Origin of the sequence: Gordonia sp. Z-3 (genome assembly GCF_036233855.1) — a bacterium.
Lineage (GTDB): Bacteria > Actinomycetota > Actinomycetes > Mycobacteriales > Mycobacteriaceae > Gordonia > Gordonia tangerina.
The window spans coordinates 1-16,853 of the sequence record NZ_JAZARS010000014.1; the positions used below are offsets into that span (position 1 = coordinate 1).

The window sequence follows — 16,853 nt, forward strand, 5'->3', positions numbered from 1 at the left end:
TCCTGACCCGAAACCGTCCCGACCCAGCGCCCACGACGCCAGTCAGCGACGCCACCTCACCTAACCTTCCTTACAGACCGCAGCACCCGAGCGCCCCTACCCGCGCCTGCGCGGCACCCCGAATCTCGCGACGATCGCCCGGATCCGGTTGTCCTCGTCGACCACGAACGACTCGTGCACATGCGCGGCCAACCCGAGCATCTTGGGCCGCACATGCACCCAGTACCGCGTGGCCACCATGTGGCCGTCGACATCCGCCGAGAACTCACTGATCCGGTGGATCAGCCGGAATTGCGGCCCCCGCCGGAGACCGCGCGCGATGTGCGGCCCGTTGCGGCCGGTCTTGAGGCCCAGCTCGACCCGGGTGCACTCCGGATGCAGCGACACCCCGGACGGATCGTGGCTGACGAGCGCGTCGACGTAGGCACGCGCGGCGGCGACGCGTTGCGCCGCCCGTTCGGGGTCCAGGTCCGGCGTCACGTCTACCGCGCGCCGTAGACCGGAACGGGCACCGGCGACTTCGCAAGGAGTTCTTCGACCACCGCACCCAGTTCGCCCGGCGCCCAGCGCGATCCCTTGTCCTGCTCGGCACTGCGCTGGAATGCGTCGATGACGGTGACCTTCCCGCCCTCGACCTCGAAGACCCGTCCGGTGACCCCGGCGGACTCCGGCGAGCCGAGCCACACCACCAGCGGCGAGATGTTCGCGGGATCCATGGCGTCGAAGGAGCCGTCGGCGGGTGCGGCCATCTGCGCTGCCATCGCCTCGCCGGCACCCATGGTCATCTGAGTCCGCGCGGACGGCGCGATCGCATTGGCCGTCACCCCGTAGCCGGCCAGCTCGGCTGCCGCCTGAATGGTCAGAGCGGTGATACCGGCTTTCGCCGCCACGTAGTTGCCCTGCCCCACCGACCCGAAAAGGCCTGCGCCCGATGAGGTGTTGATGATCCGAGCGGTTCGCGGACGACCGGCCTTCGATTCGGCGCGCCAGTATGCGGCGGCATGATGCAGTGTCACGAAATGCCCCTTGAGATGAACCCGCACCACAGCGTCCCACTCGTCTTCGGACATGGCGACCAGCATCCGGTCCCGCACGAAACCGGCGTTGTTGACGATGATGTCGAGCCCACCGAAGGCCTCGACGGCGCCGGCGATCATATCCTTACCGGCATCCCAGTCGGCCACATCGGAGACGACGGGAACGGCCTTTCCACCGGCAGCAACGATCTCGTCGGCCACGGCATGCGCCGAGTTGGTGTCGAAGTCGTTCACCACCACGCGTGCCCCCTCTGCGGCGAACGCGAGTGCATGCGCTCGACCGATGCCCTGCCCGGCACCGGTCACGATGGCGACACGTCCCTCATTCAGCTTGTCAGCCAACACTTCTCCCCTTCATCATTCGCCTCGACCGAAGTCGGGCGGTTGCTCATACCTTGTTGTCGGCGGTCGCCGCGGCCAGGAAGGCCGGTCGCTCACCACCACCATGCACGGTCAGCGTTGAACCGGTGATGTAACCGGCCAGCGGACTGAGCAGAAACGCGACAGCATTGCCGACGTCTTCGGGCATCGCGAGTCGCTGCATCGGGATCGTCTCCCCGACCGCTGCGATGCCGGCATCGTCACCGAAGTGCAGATGCGCCTGTTCGGTCAGCACCGACCCGCACACCACGGAGTTGATGCGTACATGTGGCGCCCATTCGATCGCCAGCGACGTCATCGCGTTGTCCAGTCCCGCCTTGGCCGCACCGTAGGCCGAAGTTCCCGGCGACGGCCGATGCCCGCTGACGCTGGACACATTGACGATTGCACCGCCGCCGGACTGCTCACGCATCACTGCGTGAGCCGCGCGCGCGACGGCCAACGGGCCGAGCAGGTTCAGCTCCACGATCTTGCTGGTGAACCGCGGTGAGGCATCGGCGGCCAGCGCGAACGGCGAGCCCCCGGCATTGTTCACCACCCCGTCGAGCCGACCGTGCGTCTCGACGATGTCACGCACCATGACATCGACCGCGTCGGCATCACGCACGTCACAGGCGATGAACTCGACGTCCGAGTCGGCTCCGGGGTGGCGGCCACACACCACCGGAACCGCGCCGAACTCGGCCAGCACGCGCGTGATGCCCGCACCGACCCCGCGCGTCCCGCCGGTGACGAGTACGACCTTCTTGTCCAAACCCATGTCCGGTCCACGCGCGGCGACCGAAGCGGCACCGGCGCCGACGACGCCCTGACCAGCGGCCTGCCCGTCTGACTTCATGAGTGCTACCCTACCAAACAACCAAGCACTTGCTTGGTTGCGCTGTACAAACCGAGAGGAGCAGGTGTGCCGATCACCACGACACGCACCGACAACGGGATCGTGACGGTGACCGTCGACTACCCGCCCGTCAACGCATTGCCGTCGGCGGCGTGGTTCGAGCTGGCCGACGCCATCACCACAGCCGGCGAGGACATGACCACCCATGTGGTGATCCTGCGAGCCGAGGGGCGCGGGTTCAACGCCGGCGTCGACATCAAGGAGATGCAGGCGACCGACGGGTTCGACGCGCTGATCGGCGCCAATCGGGGATGCGCGGCTGCCTTCTCCGCCGTCTACGACTGCAAGGTGCCGGTGATCGTGGCGGTCAACGGCTTCTGCGTCGGCGGCGGGATCGGTCTGGTCGGCAATGCCGATGTCATCATCGCTTCCGACGATGCCGTCTTCGGCCTGCCCGAGGTGGATCGCGGCGCCCTCGGGGCGGCCACCCACCTGGCCCGGCTGGTACCGCAACACATGATGCGCACGCTCTACTACACCGCGCAGAATGTGACCGCCCAGCAGCTCGAACACTTCGGTTCGGTCTACCGCGTCGTGCCCCGGGCCGACCTGCTGGACGCGGCGATGGAGGTCGCCGAGCAGATCGCCACCAAGGACACCCGAGTGATCCGGGCCGCCAAAGAGGCCATCAATCACATCGATCCGGTCGATGTGAAGAGCAGCTACCGACTCGAGCAGGGCTTCACCTTCGAACTCAATCTGGCCGGCGTAGCCGACGAACATCGCGACGCCTTCGTCAGCACCGGCAAGGTCCTCGACACTGCCGGATCGAACAGCAACGGAGGACGCGCCTGATGACGGCCACCCCGACCGACAAGACCAGTTCCCTCGACGAGGTCATCGGCGAACTGCGTGACGGCATGACCATCGGCATCGGCGGATGGGGCTCGCGCCGCAAGCCGATGGCGCTGGTCCGTGCGCTCGCCCGCTCCGACGTCAAGGATCTGACCGTCGTCACCTACGGCGGCCCGGATCTCGGATTGCTCTGCGCGGCAGACAAGGTCCGACGCGCCTATTACGGCTTCGTGTCCTTGGACTCGGCGCCGTTCTACGACCCGTGGTTCGCGAAGGCCCGCACGTCGGGCACGCTCGAGGCCCGTGAGATGGATGAGGGCATGGTCAAGTGCGGCCTCGAAGCCGCCGCCGCGCGACTGCCGTTCCTGCCGATCCGCGCCGGACTCGGCTCGGACGTGCCCAACTTCTGGGACGGCGAACTGAGGACGGTCGATTCCCCCTATCCGGCGGCCGACGGGAGGACCGAGACCCTGATCGCCATGCCCGCGCTGCGCCTCGATGCCGCATTCGTCCATCTCGATCTCGCCGACAATCGCGGCAACGCCGCCTATACCGGCGTCGATCCGTACATGGACGACATCTTCTGCGGCGCCGCCGAACGTCGCTACCTGGAGACCGACCAGATCGTGTCCACCGAGGTGCTCGTGAAAACCGTTCCCACGCAACGACTGCTACTGAACCGGATGAATGTCGATCGCGTCGTGCATGCACCGAACGGCGCACACTTCACCTTTGCCGGCGAGTACGGCCGTGATGAGAAGTTCCAGCAGTTCTACGTGGAATCGGCCAAAGACCCGCAGACGTGGGCGGCCTTTGCCAAGCGCTTCCTCGAGGTCGACGAGGCCGACTATCAGCGCGCCGTCACCGAATGGCAGAGCGAGCAGGAGGACAAGCAATGAGCACCGCCGCCGATACGAGTTCTTCACCGACCGAGCCAGTCGAAATCACCCGCGCCGAGATCTGCGTCGTGGCGTGTGCCGAGATCTTCTCCGGTGCAGGCGAGATCATGGCCTCGCCGATGGCACCGACCCCGTTGATCGGCGCCCGCCTGGCCCGACTGACCATCGAACCCGACCTGCTCATCACCGATGGTGAGGCACTCGTCCTCGCCGACACCCCGCCGATCGGCAAGTCCGGACCCATCGAGGGCTGGATGCCGTTCCGGAAGGTCTTCGACGTGGTCGCCTCGGGACGTCGCCACGTGGTGATGGGCGCCAACCAGATCGACCGTTACGGCAATCAGAACCTGTCGGCCTTCGGGCCGTTGCAGCATCCGACCCGCCAGATGTTCGGCGTGCGCGGCGCGCCCGGCAACACCATCAATCACCCGACGAGCTATTGGGTGGCCCGCCACACCACGCGGGTGTTCACCGAGCACGTCGACATCGTCTCCGGGGTCGGTTACGACAAGGTCGATCCCGACAATCCGGCGTTTCGCTATCTGAATATCCCGCGGGTGGTCACCAATCTGGGCGTCTTCGACTTCGAGGGCCCAGAACACACCATGCGGGCACGGTCGTTGCATCCGGGCGTCACGGCCGACGAGGTCGCGGAGAACACCGGGTTCGACATCGCCGGTCTCGCCGACGCTCCGAACACACGTCTACCCTCCGATGAGGAGCTGGCTCTGATCCGGGATGTCCTCGATCCCAAGGGCGTACGGAATCGAGAAGTGAAATGAGTGCCGCAGCACGTGCGGCGGGATTGTCGACCCGATTCACCGAACTCGTCGGCATCGAGTACCCGATTGTGCAGACCGGCATGGGCTGGGTGTCCGGGCCGTCGCTCACCTCGGCAACCTCGAATGCCGGCGGGCTGGGCATCCTCGCCTCGGCGACGATGACCTACGACGAACTCGAAGCGGCGATCGCCAAGACGAAGTCGTTGACCGACAAGCCGTTCGGCGTCAACATCCGGGCTGATGCCACCGACGCACCGCAGCGGATCGATCTGCTGATCCGCGAAGGGGTGCGAGTGGCGTCCTTTGCCCTCGCGCCGAAGCAGGAGTTGATCGCGAAGCTGAAGGAGAACGGGGTCGTGGTGATCCCGTCCATCGGCGCTGCCAAGCACGCGGTCAAGGTGGCGTCGTGGGGCGCCGATGCGGTCATCGTGCAGGGCGGTGAAGGCGGCGGGCACACCGGTCCGGTGGCCACCACCCTGCTGCTGCCGTCGGTGCTGGACGCTTTGGGAAGCAACGGTATACCGGTGGTGGCAGCGGGCGGATTCTTCGACGGCCGCGGCCTGGTGGCTGCGCTGTCATACGGCGCCGAGGGAGTCGCGATGGGCACCCGATTCCTGCTGACCTCCGACAGCGCCGTCCCCGACGCCGTCAAACAGGAATACCTGGGCCGCGGTCTCGGTGACACCGTGGTGTCAGTGAAAGTCGACGGCATGCCGCATCGCGTCCTGCGCACTCCTCTGGTCGAGGCCCTCGAAAGTGGCAGCCGCGCCACGGCGTTGATCGCAGCGGCCCGCAACGCCAACGAGTTCAAACAGTTGACCGGCATGAAGTGGACGACGATGCTCCGCGACGGACGCACGATGCGCAAGTCTGGCGAGCGCAGCTGGCAACAGATCATCATGGCCGGCAACACCCCCATGCTGTTGCGGGCCGGTCTCGTCCAGGGAGACACCCGGGCCGGGGTGCTCGCGTCCGGTCAGGTGGTGGGCATGATCGACGATCTGCCCAGCTGCGACGAACTGGTCCAGTCGATCATGACGCAGGCGCAGGGCCGATTGAAGGCGCTCGGCACGTTGGGGTGACGGCGGGCGCCGTGAGCCGGCTCAGGCCTCGGCGATGTCCGCGTGCCGCACTCGCAGATCCTTCTTGAGGATCTTCCCGCTGGGGTTCTTCGGCAGCGCGTCGGCGAGTACCACGTATTTGGGTCGCTTGTAGCCGGCGAGAACGCCCGCCACGTGGTCGGACACTTGCTCCTCGGTCAGCGTCACCCCCTGTTTGGGCACCACGACTGCGGCCACTGCTTCGATCCACTTCGGGTGCGGCACACCGAACACCGCCACCTCGGCGACTCCGTCGAGCAGATAGATGGCCTCCTCCACCTCGCGGGAGGCCACGTTCTCACCGCCGGTCTTGATCATGTCCTTCTTTCGGTCCACCACCGAGAGATAGCCGTCGGCGTCGATGATGCCGAGGTCGCCGGAGTGGAACCAGCCGTTGCGGAAGGCGTCCGCGGTCTTGTCCTCGTCGTTGTAGTAGCCGAGCGAGGCGTGCGGGCTGCGATGCACGATCTCGCCCACCTCACCGGTGGGGACCGGATTGTCCTCGTCGTCGACGACCCGGGTCTCCACGTTGAGCGCGGCACGACCGGCCGAGCCCGCCCGGTCGAGTTGCTCGTGTGGCTGCAGAATCGTTGCCAACGGCGACATCTCGGTCTGGCCATAGAAGTTCCACAGCGAGACGTCGGGGAGTCGCTCGCCGAGTTCACGGAGTACTTCGACGGGCATGGCGGACGCGCCGTAGTAGCCCTTGCGCAACGACGACAGGTCACGCCGGTCGAAGTCCGGGTGCCGCAACAGCGAGATCCACACCGTGGGCGGACAGAACAGTTTCGTCACCTTCCGTTGCTCGATCGTCTCGAGCATCGCCGCGGGGTCGGGCCCGGGCAGGATGATACTGGTGGCGCCGAGGTAGACGTCGACCGACAGGAAGCAGTCGAGCTGCGCGCAATGGAACAGCGGCAAGGAGTGGATCTCTACGTCGTCACCACTCATTCCGCCGTCGATGGCACACGAGACATACTGGCTGATCAAGGATTTCGATGACAGCAATACACCCTTGGGTCGCGACTCGGTGCCGCTGGTGTACATCAGACGCAGCGGGTCGTCATCGGCGATGGCCACCTGCGGCACGGACTCGTCACCGGTGGTCATCCATTCGTCGACACTCTCCCAGCCCGCCTCCGCGGATACCCCACCCATCGGAATCCAGCCGCGGACGGCGTCGGTCAATCCCGACAACTCCATCGCCTTGCTGACCGTCGGCGCCAGCGCGTCCTCGGTCACCACGACACTCACACCCGAATGGTCGAGGATGAAACTGATCTCCTCGGGTCCGAGGCCGAAGTTCACCGGGACGAGCACCGCGCCCAGACGCGCCGAGGCATAGTGCAGGACTGCGAACTGCCAGCAGTTGTGGCTGACAAGCGCAATCCGGTCGCCCTTGACCACGCCACGCGACGACAGCGCGTTCGCGCACCGGTTCGCCGCACGGTCCAAGTCGGCGAAGGTCAGGGTCGTGGTGCCGTTGATGACCGCGACCTTGTCGGGCACGCGCAATGCAGTGCGACGCAGCAGGTCACCGAGGGTGTGCTGGCGGACCGTGTCGATGGCTGCGGCGGTTGTGGGTGTGTAGCGCTCTGTCATGGCGTGCCCCTTTGCTCGTAACGCAGGTCACACTATCAACGGCTCCGCAGGGACCGCGTGGTGACGCCCGCAAGCTCGGGGGATCAGCGCGGCAGCATTCCGTCCAGCACGATCGACAGATACTGCTCGGCGATGTCGTCGGCCGACAACGCACCTCCGGGCCGGTACCAGCGCACTGCCACCCAGACGGTGTCGCGCAGGAAGCGGTAGGCCAGTTCGACGTCGAGGTCGGCACGGAACTCACCGTCGTCCACGCCGCGCCGCAGCACCGCGTGCCAGAGCTGCCGGAACTCGGTGTTGAGTTCACCGATGTAGCCGAATCGCTCCTGCGCCGCAAGACGTTTGGCTTCGTCCTGATAGATGGCGACCGCATTGCGCTGCGCATCGATCGATTCGAACGACGCGACGACGAGCCGACGCAACGTCTCCGCGGCGGTGAGACCGGCCGCGGCGATCTCGCGGTACCGGGCAAACAGATCCTCGAGGAAGCCGCGCAAGATCTCGTCGACCATCGACTCTTTGGAGTCGAAATGGTGATACAGACTTCCGGACAGGATCCCCGCGGCATCGGCGATGTCGCGCACCGTGGTGGATCGCAGCCCTTGTTCGGCGAACATCTGGCCGGCCGTGGCCAGCAGCTCGTCACGTCTGGTGGAGCCGGTGACGGTGCCGGTACGTGGGGCCATGGGTTCACCCTAGCAAGCGCTTGGCCGGGCCCGCGCGATGCGAACCCGGCCAAGCGAGCGACTCCCGGTGAGAAGTCCTGTGAGAGAAACTTACGTCAGCGCTTCTTGTTCTTCTTGATGGCCTTGCGGTTGAAGCGCGCCCACATCTTGAGCTGACCGTTGGTCATCTTCTTGTCCCGATTGGTGAACGGGGGCGACATCATCTCGGCGATCGAGACCGGCAGCGTCGACACCGTCACCGCGCGCGCGTGGCTGAACGTCTCGAAGCCCGTGCGGCCGTGGTAGGCGCCCATGCCACTCTTGCCGACACCGCCGAACGGCAGTTCCAAGCTGAACAGATGCGTGGCGAAGTCGTTGGCGTTGACCGAACCGCTGCGGGTGCCGTCGATGAGCTTCTTGTAGTTCGCGTTGTCGTCGCCGGACCAGTACATCGTCAGCGGATGCGGGTGGCTGCTGATGTGGCTGATCGCCTCGGACAGCTCCCGGTACGGATACACCGTCAACACCGGACCGAAGACCTCGTCCTCCTCGATCTTCATGCCGGCCTTGACCCCGGTCAGCAGCGTCGGCGGGATCTTACGGGCCTCGGCGTCCGGCAATGATTCGCCGGCCGGGATGACCTGGTGCTTGGTGGCGCCCAGCTGTTCGGCATCCTCGATCAGACCGACGATGCGGGTGAAGTTCTTCTCGTTGATCGTCGAGGTGTACTCGGTATTCGACCGGATCGTCGGGAACTTCTCCTTCCACCGCGCGATCACCTTGTCGGTGAACTCGCCGAGCTTGGCCTCGGGGACGAACACATAGTCGGGGCACAGGCAGACCTGACCACCGTTGACCATGCGCGCGTCGGCCAAGAACTTCGCGGCTTTGTCGATGTCGGCGTCGGGGTCCACCACGGCCGGGTTCTTACCACCGAGTTCCAGGGTGACCGGGACCAGGTTCTTCGCGGCCTCCTGCGCGACCGACGAACCGACCTCCGGCGAACCGGTGAAGAACATGTGGTCGACCTTCAGTTTCGCGAAGTCCGACCCCGAGCCGTGCTTGCTGGTGATGACGGCGAGTTCTTCGATGGAGAAGTAGTCCGGCGCATGCTTGGCGATCACGTCGGTGGTGCGCGCGGTGACCGACGACGGACGCATCAGCACCCGGTTACCGGCGGCGAATGCCGAGCCGGCGGGCACGAAGGTCAGGTTCAGCGGGAAGTTCCACGGGCCCATGATGCCGACGACGCCGAGCGGGTCGTGGCGCAGTCGCTGCTTGAAGCCGGCCAGGCCCTGCCCCTTGGCGACATTGACCTCCTTCATCCACTTCTCGGCGTGCCGCCGCTGGTGGGTGAGGTCGATCATGCAGCCGACGATGTCGGTCGCCATCGACAGTTCACGGGGCCGCGATCCGAAGTCGGCCTCCAGCGCCGCCGCGATCTCCTCCGAGTTGTCCAGGAGCAGCGACGACAGGCGCGTGATGCGATCGATGCGGGTCTTCGCGTCCGGGATGCCGTCACGCAGGAACGCCGCGCGCTGGATCTCCAGCAGCTCGGTCATGGAGTGGGCTTCCGACGACACCCGGCCGGCGGCCGCGGTGTTCACCTCTGCTGGTTTGGTCATTGCGATCCTTCGTGTAGTGCCGGTCGACACGAGGGCCTGTTTGAAACAATCCCCCGCACTTGTTCCAGCATACTATGCAGTGCGTCACAGCAGGATATACGACTACATGCGTAGTCAGAAGCCCCCGGCCGACGTTGCTGGTCTGTACTGCGCCATTTCATCGACGAGGAGACCGGGGCGCAGTCAGCTCAGCCGCTCGACGATGGTCACGTTCGCGGTACCGCCGCCCTCACACATGGTCTGCAGACCGTAGCGACCACCCGACCGCTCGAGTTCGTTGAGCAGGGTGGCGAACAACTTGGCCCCGGTGGCACCCAGCGGGTGTCCGAGCGCGATGGCGCCGCCATTCGGATTGACCTTTGCCGGATCGGCGCCGGTCTCCTTCAGCCACGAGAGCACCACCGACGCGAACGCCTCGTTGATCTCGACCACGTCGATGTCGTCGATCGACAGCCCGGTCTTCTGCAGCGCGTAGGCGGTCGCCGGGATGGGCGCCGACAACATCATCACCGGGTCGTCGCCGCGCACGGACATGTGGTGGATGCGAGCGCGCGGCGTCAGCCCGTACTCCTTGAGCGCCTTCTCCGAGACCACCAGGGTGGCCGACGCGCCGTCGGAGATCTGCGACGACACCGCCGCGGTCAGCCGCGATCCCTCAGCCAACGGGGCGAGCCCGGCCATCTTCTCCATCGACGTCTCGCGCGGGCACTCGTCGACGACGCAGTCCCCGAGCGCCGCGGTCTCGTTGTCGAAACGGCCCTCGGCGATCGCGGCACGAGCGCGCTCGTGGGACTGCAGCGCCCAGCGCTCCATGTCCTCGCGGGAGATGTCCCACTTGTTGGCCATCATGTCGGCGCCGTTGAACTGGGAGATCGCGGCATCGCCGAAGCGTTCGCGCCACCCTGCGGATTCTGCGGTAGGCGTGGTGAAGCCGAGTTCCTGGCCGGCGATCATGGCCTGCGAGATAGGGATCGCGCTCATGTTCTGCACACCGCCGGCGACCACGACGTCCTGTGTTCCGCTCATCACGCCCTGCGCGGCGAAGTGGATGGCCTGCTGCGACGACCCGCACTGCCGATCCACGGTGGTCCCCGGTATGGCGAGCGGGAGCCCCGCGGCCAGCCAGGCGGTGCGCGCGATGTTGCCGGCCTGCGGTCCGATGGCATCCACGCAACCGAAGACCACGTCGTCGACCACGTTCGGGTCGATCCCGGTGCGTTCGACGAGAGAGGTCAGCACGTGGGCGCCCAGATCCGCCGGGTGGGTCTTGGCGAGCGAACCGTTGCGCTTGCCGACCGGGGTGCGGATGGCGTCGACGATGTAGGCCTGCGGTGTGGTCATGTCATGGCTCCTGTTCTGTGGTCAGGCACGCTGGCTGGAGATCGAGACGACCTCGCCGGTGAGATAGGTGGTGTAGTCGCTGGCAAGCATGGCGATGGTGGCGGCGACCTCCCAGACTTCGGCGGCCCGCCCGTACGCCTCCTTGGCGGCGAGTTCGTCGAGGAGTTCGTCGCTGGTCACCTTCGCCAGGAAGGGATGCTTGGCGATCGACGGTGCGATCGCGTTGATCCGGACACCGAAGTCGGCGGCCTCCACGGCCGAGCAGCGGGTCAGCGCCATCACGCCGGCCTTGGCCGCCGCATAGTGCGCCTGGCCGCGTTGGGCGCGCCAACCGAGTACCGATGCGTTGTTGACGATGACCCCGCCGTGATCGACGCCACGGAAGTAGCGCAGCGCCGCACGGGTGGCACGGAAGGTCCCGTTGAGCGTGATGTCGAGGACGCGGTCCCATTCCTCGTCGGTCATGTCGGCGACCGGTGTCTCGCCGCCGAGGCCGGCATTGTTGACCAGCACGTCGATGCGGCCGAGTTCGCCTGCCGCAGCCTCGATCAGCGCATCGACCTGCACGGATTCCTGGACGTTGCAGACGATCTGACCGACGGTGCGATCGGTGAACTCGGCCGCGAGCTTTTCCTGCGCCTCGCCGAGTCGGCGTTCGTGCCAATCGCTGATCACCACGTCGGCACCTTCGAGCAGCGCGCGGCGCGCGGTGGCGAAGCCGATGCCGGTGCCGGCGGCGGCGGTCACCACGACTTTGCGGCCGAGGAGCAGTCCGTGTCCGGGTGTCTCGGCCGGCGGTGTTGCCAGCGGCGAACGGACGACGGATGGATCGACAGCGGTTTCTGTCACGATCGGGCCTCTCGCGGTAGGCCGAGCACGCGCTCGGCGATGATGTTGCGCTGCACCTCGTTCGAACCGCCATAGATGGTGTCGGCGCGGGTGAACAGGAACAGGCGTTGCCATTCGTCGAGTTCGACGTGATCGGGGTCGGTGATGTCGTTCTCGCTGCCTTCGGCGGTGTGGGTCGGGCCGATCAGCGACGGTGCACCGATGATCGCCATCGCGAGTTCGCCGAGGTCGCGATGCCAGTTGGCCCACAACAGTTTCGACACCGAGGCGGCGCCGGCGCCGGAGACGATGTCGCCGGCGAGGGTACGTTGGGCATTGGCGCGCATCACCTTCAAACCGATCCAGGCGCGCGTCAACCGTGAAGCGATCTCCGGGTTGTGGGCCGCTCCGTTGCGTCGTGCGATCTCGGCCAGGTTGCGCCATTCCCGCTCGAAGCCGACCTGCTGACCGAGGGTGGAGACACCCCGCTCGAACTGCAGCAGGCCCATCGCGACCTTCCAACCGTCACCCGGTTCGCCGACGATGAGGTCCGCCTCGGTCACCGCGTCGTCGAAGAACACCTCGTTGAATTCCGATGTACCCGTGAGCTGTTGGATGGGTCGGACGGTGACACCAGGCTGCTCGAGCGGTACCAGCAGGAAGCTCAGCCCGGCGTGCCGCGATGAGCCCTTCTCGGTCCGGGCGATGACGAAACACCACTGCGCGACGTGGGCCAGCGACGTCCAGATCTTCTGCCCGTTGATGACCCACCGCTCTCCGGCGTCGTCGAGCGCAGCGTTGGTCGAGACCCCGGCGAGGTCGGACCCGGCGCCGGGTTCGGAGTAGCCCTGCGCCCACAACTCGGTGACGTCGACGATGCCGGGCAGGAAGCGTCGCTTCTGCCCCTCGGTGCCGTACTCGATCAGGGTGGGCCCCAGGAGCTCTTCACCGAGGTGGTTGACGCGCGCCGGGGCGTCGGCGCGCGCGTACTCCTGATGGAAGATGATGCGCTGTTCCAACGTGGCACCCCGGCCTCCGTATCGGGCCGGCCAGCCGAGGCAGGTCCAGCCCGACCGAGCCAGATGACGATCCCATGCAAGTCGCTCGCTGAAGAACTCGTGCTCGCTGCCCGGACCGCCGCGCCCCTTGAGGTGTGCGAACTCGCCGACGAGGTTCTCGTCGAGCCAGGTCCGCACGGCACGAGCGAACTGTTCATCGGCATCTGGCACAGATTGCGCCCATTCGCCGAGGTCGACCGCCCGGTCGGCCAGGTTGATCGAGGTCATGGCCGCTAGCTTAGCGCACCAAGCAAGTGCTAGGTTGGGGGCATGGAGGCGATCCTGACGACCCCTGCTGCCCTGCGCAGGGCCGAACAGACCTGGCCGGCACGCACCGCCATCATCGACGACCAGTGGACATCGTCGGACACACCACATCTGGAATTGACCTGGTCACAATTCGCCCATCAGGTACGCACCTGCGCCGCCGCGCTGATCGCGTCGGGAATCGGCGCGGGTGATCGCGTCGCCATCTGGGCTCCGAACAGCTATCACTGGCCGATCGCCGCGCTCGGTGTGCAGTATGCGGGCGCGACGCTGGTGCCGCTGAACACCCGTTACACCGCCGGTGAGGCGATCGAGATCATCGAGCGTTCCGCCGCCCGCGCGGTGATCGTGTCCTCCGAGTTCCTGGGCGGCGATCACCTGGCCGAACTGATGCGCGATCACCACGCCGCGATGCCCGACACCGTCGTTGGCGTGGTATTCGAGAACTCCTCCACCATTCCCGACGGCGCCGTCGAGTGGACGGACTTTCTCGATCGCGCCACCCCGGAGACACGCGCAGAAGCCGAGAAACGCGCGGATTCCGTGGCCCCCGACGACATCTCCGACATCCTGTTCACCTCTGGCACCACCGGCAAGTCCAAAGGTGTACTGGCCGAACACCAGCAGACGATCGCCGGTTCGCACGCGTGGGGCGCCAACGGCCGACTGAACGCCGACGACCGCTACCTGATGGTGAACCCGTACTTTCACACCTTCGGCTACAAGGCCGGCATCCTGCCGTGCGCGCTGTTCGGTTCGACGATGCTGCCGCTGGCGGTGTACTCGCCGGCCGAGGCCATGAGGCTCGCCGCAACCCAGCGCGCCACCGTCTTCCCAGGGGCGCCCACCATCTTCCAGACGATCCTTGACGACCCGACGCGGGCCGGGCACGACCTGTCGTCGCTGCGGCTGGTGGTGACCGGCGCCGCGATCGTGCCGGTCGTCCTGATCGAGCGACTCCAGAGCGACCTCGGCGTCGACACCGTCATCACCGCATACGGACTGACCGAGGCCAGCGGGTTCGTGTCCACCTGCACTCCCGATGACGACGACGAGACCGTCGCCAATACCTGCGGCCGAGCGTTCGAGGGCATGGAGATCGCGTTGTCGGAGCAGGGTGAGGTGCTGGCCCGCGGCACCATGGTGATGCGCGGCTACCTCGACGACCCGGCCGCCACGAAGGAGACGATCGACGACGACGGCTGGCTGCACACCGGCGACATCGGCACCATCGACGACCGCGGCAATCTGAAGATCACCGACCGCCTCAAGGACATGTACATCTGCGGAGGCTTCAACGTCTATCCCGCCGAGATCGAGCAGACCCTCGCACGACTGGACGGGATCACCGAATCCGCGGTGATCGGGGTGCCGGACGAACGCCTCGGCGAGGTCGGCCGCGCCTACGTGACCGTGCGCGACGGCACCGAGCTGGACGAGTCGTCGGTCATCGCCTACGCCAGGGAGCACCTGGCCAACTTCAAGGTGCCCCGATCGGTGGTGTTCGTCGAAGCCTTTCCGCGTAACGCGGCCGGCAAGATCCTCAAGCGGCAACTACCCACACTCGTGTGACCACGCAGGCGGGGACGCAACGCAAACCACATGGGGAACTGACATCCACGGCGGTTACAACCTGTGTGGATGCCAGTTCTCCGTGTGGTTGCGATCCACAGGCGTCGTTGCCGAGTATTGGCTAGGCAAACCTAACCCCACTGCCGGTCGGCAGATCGGTGTCCGATATTGTTCCGACCGTGCCGAATCGTGCACACCGACCTGGGCAGAAGGGCAAGTGACGTGGGAAGTACGGAATCAATTCTGGAGCTCGGCTATTGGCTGTCCGGCACCGATGTCTACAACAATGTGTGGCTGCCGATCTGGGATGTGATCGCGGGTACCCACAACGCGCTCTTCCCGTTCCTGCCGCCACTCTGGACCACCAACAGCTAGCCGGTCTCTGCGCGTCGGGGGTTGGTCACCGACGAACTCCCGACGCGCGACGGCAGGCTCACGAACGCGGCTTGACCAGCGGGAACAGGATCGTCTCGCGGATCCCGAGACCGGTCAGCGCCATCAGCAGGCGGTCGATGCCCATGCCGGTGCCGGCGGTCGGGGGCATACCGTACTCCATCGCGGCGAGGAACTCCTCGTCCAGACGCATCGCCTCATCGTCGCCGGCCGCGGCCAGCCGCGCCTGATCGACGAACCGCTCCCGTTGGATGACCGGGTCGACGAGCTCGGAATAGCCGGTGGCGAGTTCGAAGCCGCGCACATACAGGTCCCACTTCTCGACCACCCCCGCGACGGTGCGGTGCGCTCGCACCAGCGGCGATGTCTCGACCGGGAAGTCACGAACAAACACCGGCTGCGACAGATGTTGCCCCACCATGTGCTCCCAGAGCTCTTCGACGAGCTTGCCATGCCCGTAGCCCTTGTCCTTAGGGACCTCGAGTCCCACCCGATCGGCGATCGACAGCAGTTCGTCGACGCTGGTGCCGGCATCGCCACTCATCGGGACGATCTCGCTCCCCAGCGCCTCCGACAGCGACGGGTACATCTGCAGCGACGTCCACTCCCCCGACAGGTCGTACTCGCTACCGTCGGCCATCGTCGGCGTCAGGGTGCCCAGCGCTCCCTGTGAGACCTCTTGCACCAGTTCGCGAGTCATCACCGCAGCGTCGTCGTAGGTGCCGTAGGCCTGATAGGTCTCCAGCATCGCGAACTCCGGCGAATGGGTGGAGTCGGCGCCCTCGTTGCGGAAGTTGCGGTTGATCTCGAAGACCCGCTCGATCCCGCCGACGATGCACCGCTTGAGGAACAGCTCCGGCGCGATCCGCAGATAGAGATCCATGTCGAAGGCGTTCGAATGCGTCACGAACGGACGGGCTGCGGCACCCCCGTGCAGCGTCTGCAGCATCGGGGTCTCGACCTCGAGAAAGTCTCTGCGGGACAACGCATTTCGCAGTTCGGACATCACCGCGATGCGGGTTCGCGCATTCGCTCGCGCCTCCGGCCGCATGATGAGGTCCACGTAGCGTTGCCGGACCCGGGTCTCCTCGTTCATCTCCTTGTGCGCGACGGGCAAGGGACGCAACGCCTTCGACGCCATCTCCCAGGAATCGGCCATCACCGACAACTCGCCGGTGCGTGAACTGATCACTTCGCCGTGCACGAAGACGATGTCACCGAGGTCCACATCGGCCTTCCATCGGGTCAGCGCCTCTTCGCCGACACCGTTGAAGCTGATCATCGCCTGCAACTGGGTACCGTCCCCCTCCTGCAGGGTGGCGAAACACAGCTTGCCCTTGTTGCGCAGGAAGATGATGCGGCCGGTCACCCCGACGATCTCGCCGGTCTCGGTGCCCGCCTCGAGGTCGGGATGGGCGGCCCGGATCTCCGACAGACTGTGTGTACGCGCGATGGAGACCGGGTAGGCCTCGCGCCCCTCGCCCAGGATGCGGTCGCGCTTCTCCCGACGGATCCGGAGTTGTTCCGGGGCGTTGTCGTCGGCAGTGTCTACGGGCGCGTTCTGCGTGGTCGGGGAGTTGCTCACCCCCGAGACCTTATCGGAATCAGGT

The 16,853-nt window shown here is 66.1% G+C and carries 16 protein-coding genes; 6 read left to right on the forward strand and 10 right to left on the reverse strand.

The annotated features are described in order from the left end of the window. Nucleotides 1-96: 96 nt before the first annotated feature. Genes VX037_RS16355 through VX037_RS16365 form a run of 3 tightly spaced genes read right to left on the reverse strand, consistent with a single transcriptional unit; the run spans nucleotide 97 to nucleotide 2,178 of the window. On the reverse strand, nucleotides 97-480 hold the full coding sequence (locus VX037_RS16355) for a hypothetical protein (protein ID WP_328714971.1): 384 nt from the start codon (nucleotides 478-480) through the stop codon (nucleotides 97-99). Nucleotides 481-482: 2 nt separating this feature from the next. After that, complete coding sequence (locus VX037_RS16360; RefSeq protein WP_328714972.1) at nucleotides 483-1,379, reverse strand: SDR family oxidoreductase; 897 nt, start codon at nucleotides 1,377-1,379, stop codon at nucleotides 483-485. A gap of 46 nt (nucleotides 1,380-1,425) precedes the next feature. After that, nucleotides 1,426-2,178 carry an SDR family oxidoreductase gene (locus VX037_RS16365; protein WP_235724510.1) on the reverse strand — a complete coding sequence of 251 codons (753 nt, stop codon included), beginning with the start codon at nucleotides 2,176-2,178 and terminating at the stop codon, nucleotides 1,426-1,428. Nucleotides 2,179-2,322: 144 nt separating this feature from the next. Between VX037_RS16365 and echA20 the strand changes: the two genes are divergently transcribed. Genes echA20 through VX037_RS16385 form a run of 4 tightly spaced genes read left to right on the forward strand, consistent with a single transcriptional unit; the run spans nucleotide 2,323 to nucleotide 5,874 of the window. Further along, nucleotides 2,323-3,111 (forward strand): (7aS)-7a-methyl-1,5-dioxo-2,3,5,6,7,7a-hexahydro-1H-indene-carboxyl-CoA hydrolase, encoded by a 789-nt coding sequence (gene echA20 / locus VX037_RS16370; protein ID WP_235724500.1) that lies wholly within the window; start codon nucleotides 2,323-2,325, stop codon nucleotides 3,109-3,111. After that, nucleotides 3,111-4,010, forward strand: a complete 900-nt coding sequence (locus VX037_RS16375) for a CoA transferase subunit A (protein ID WP_235724499.1) — start codon at nucleotides 3,111-3,113, stop codon at nucleotides 4,008-4,010. Before echA20 ends, VX037_RS16375 begins: the two co-directional genes overlap by 1 nt. After that, on the forward strand, nucleotides 4,007-4,792 hold the full coding sequence (locus tag VX037_RS16380) for a CoA-transferase subunit beta (protein ID WP_235724498.1): 786 nt from the start codon (nucleotides 4,007-4,009) through the stop codon (nucleotides 4,790-4,792). The genes VX037_RS16375 and VX037_RS16380 overlap by 4 nt, the downstream gene beginning before the upstream one ends. Continuing rightward, on the forward strand, nucleotides 4,789-5,874 hold the full coding sequence (locus VX037_RS16385) for an NAD(P)H-dependent flavin oxidoreductase (protein WP_235724497.1): 1,086 nt from the start codon (nucleotides 4,789-4,791) through the stop codon (nucleotides 5,872-5,874). The genes VX037_RS16380 and VX037_RS16385 overlap by 4 nt, the downstream gene beginning before the upstream one ends. A 21-nt stretch (nucleotides 5,875-5,895) precedes the next feature. Here VX037_RS16385 and VX037_RS16390 read toward each other — a convergent pair whose 3' ends face one another. From VX037_RS16390 to VX037_RS16415, 6 genes are all read right to left on the reverse strand, one after another. Next, nucleotides 5,896-7,494, reverse strand: a complete 1,599-nt coding sequence (locus VX037_RS16390; protein WP_328714973.1) for an acyl-CoA synthetase — start codon at nucleotides 7,492-7,494, stop codon at nucleotides 5,896-5,898. An 83-nt stretch (nucleotides 7,495-7,577) separates the two neighbouring features. Then, nucleotides 7,578-8,180, reverse strand: a complete 603-nt coding sequence (locus VX037_RS16395) for a TetR/AcrR family transcriptional regulator (protein ID WP_287014744.1) — start codon at nucleotides 8,178-8,180, stop codon at nucleotides 7,578-7,580. Nucleotides 8,181-8,275: 95 nt separating this feature from the next. Then, entirely contained in the window at nucleotides 8,276-9,784 is a 1,509-nt protein-coding gene (locus VX037_RS16400; protein WP_235724494.1) for an aldehyde dehydrogenase family protein, read from the reverse strand. 183 nt (nucleotides 9,785-9,967) lie between these two features. After that, nucleotides 9,968-11,125 (reverse strand): acetyl-CoA C-acetyltransferase, encoded by a 1,158-nt coding sequence (locus VX037_RS16405; protein WP_266059957.1) that lies wholly within the window; start codon nucleotides 11,123-11,125, stop codon nucleotides 9,968-9,970. 21 nt (nucleotides 11,126-11,146) lie between these two features. Further along, a complete protein-coding gene (locus tag VX037_RS16410; RefSeq protein WP_235724492.1) occupies nucleotides 11,147-11,974 on the reverse strand; it encodes an SDR family oxidoreductase in 828 nt (275 codons plus the stop codon). Beyond that, a complete protein-coding gene (locus VX037_RS16415; RefSeq protein ID WP_328714974.1) occupies nucleotides 11,971-13,239 on the reverse strand; it encodes an acyl-CoA dehydrogenase family protein in 1,269 nt (422 codons plus the stop codon). Before VX037_RS16415 ends, VX037_RS16410 begins: the two co-directional genes overlap by 4 nt. Before the next feature lie 42 nt (nucleotides 13,240-13,281). Here VX037_RS16415 and VX037_RS16420 point away from each other — a divergent pair, with 42 nt between their 5' ends. Beyond that, complete coding sequence (locus tag VX037_RS16420; protein WP_328714975.1) at nucleotides 13,282-14,850, forward strand: FadD3 family acyl-CoA ligase; 1,569 nt, start codon at nucleotides 13,282-13,284, stop codon at nucleotides 14,848-14,850. A 222-nt stretch (nucleotides 14,851-15,072) separates the two neighbouring features. Next, nucleotides 15,073-15,225 (forward strand): hypothetical protein, encoded by a 153-nt coding sequence (locus VX037_RS16425; protein WP_235724489.1) that lies wholly within the window; start codon nucleotides 15,073-15,075, stop codon nucleotides 15,223-15,225. Between the two features lie 58 nt (nucleotides 15,226-15,283). Here the strand turns inward: VX037_RS16425 and lysS are convergent, their stop codons facing one another. Continuing rightward, the gene (lysS, locus tag VX037_RS16430; RefSeq protein WP_235724488.1) at nucleotides 15,284-16,828 is read right to left on the reverse strand and encodes a lysine--tRNA ligase; all 1,545 of its coding nucleotides are present in this window, start codon (nucleotides 16,826-16,828) and stop codon (nucleotides 15,284-15,286) included. Nucleotides 16,829-16,853 lie beyond the last annotated feature (25 nt).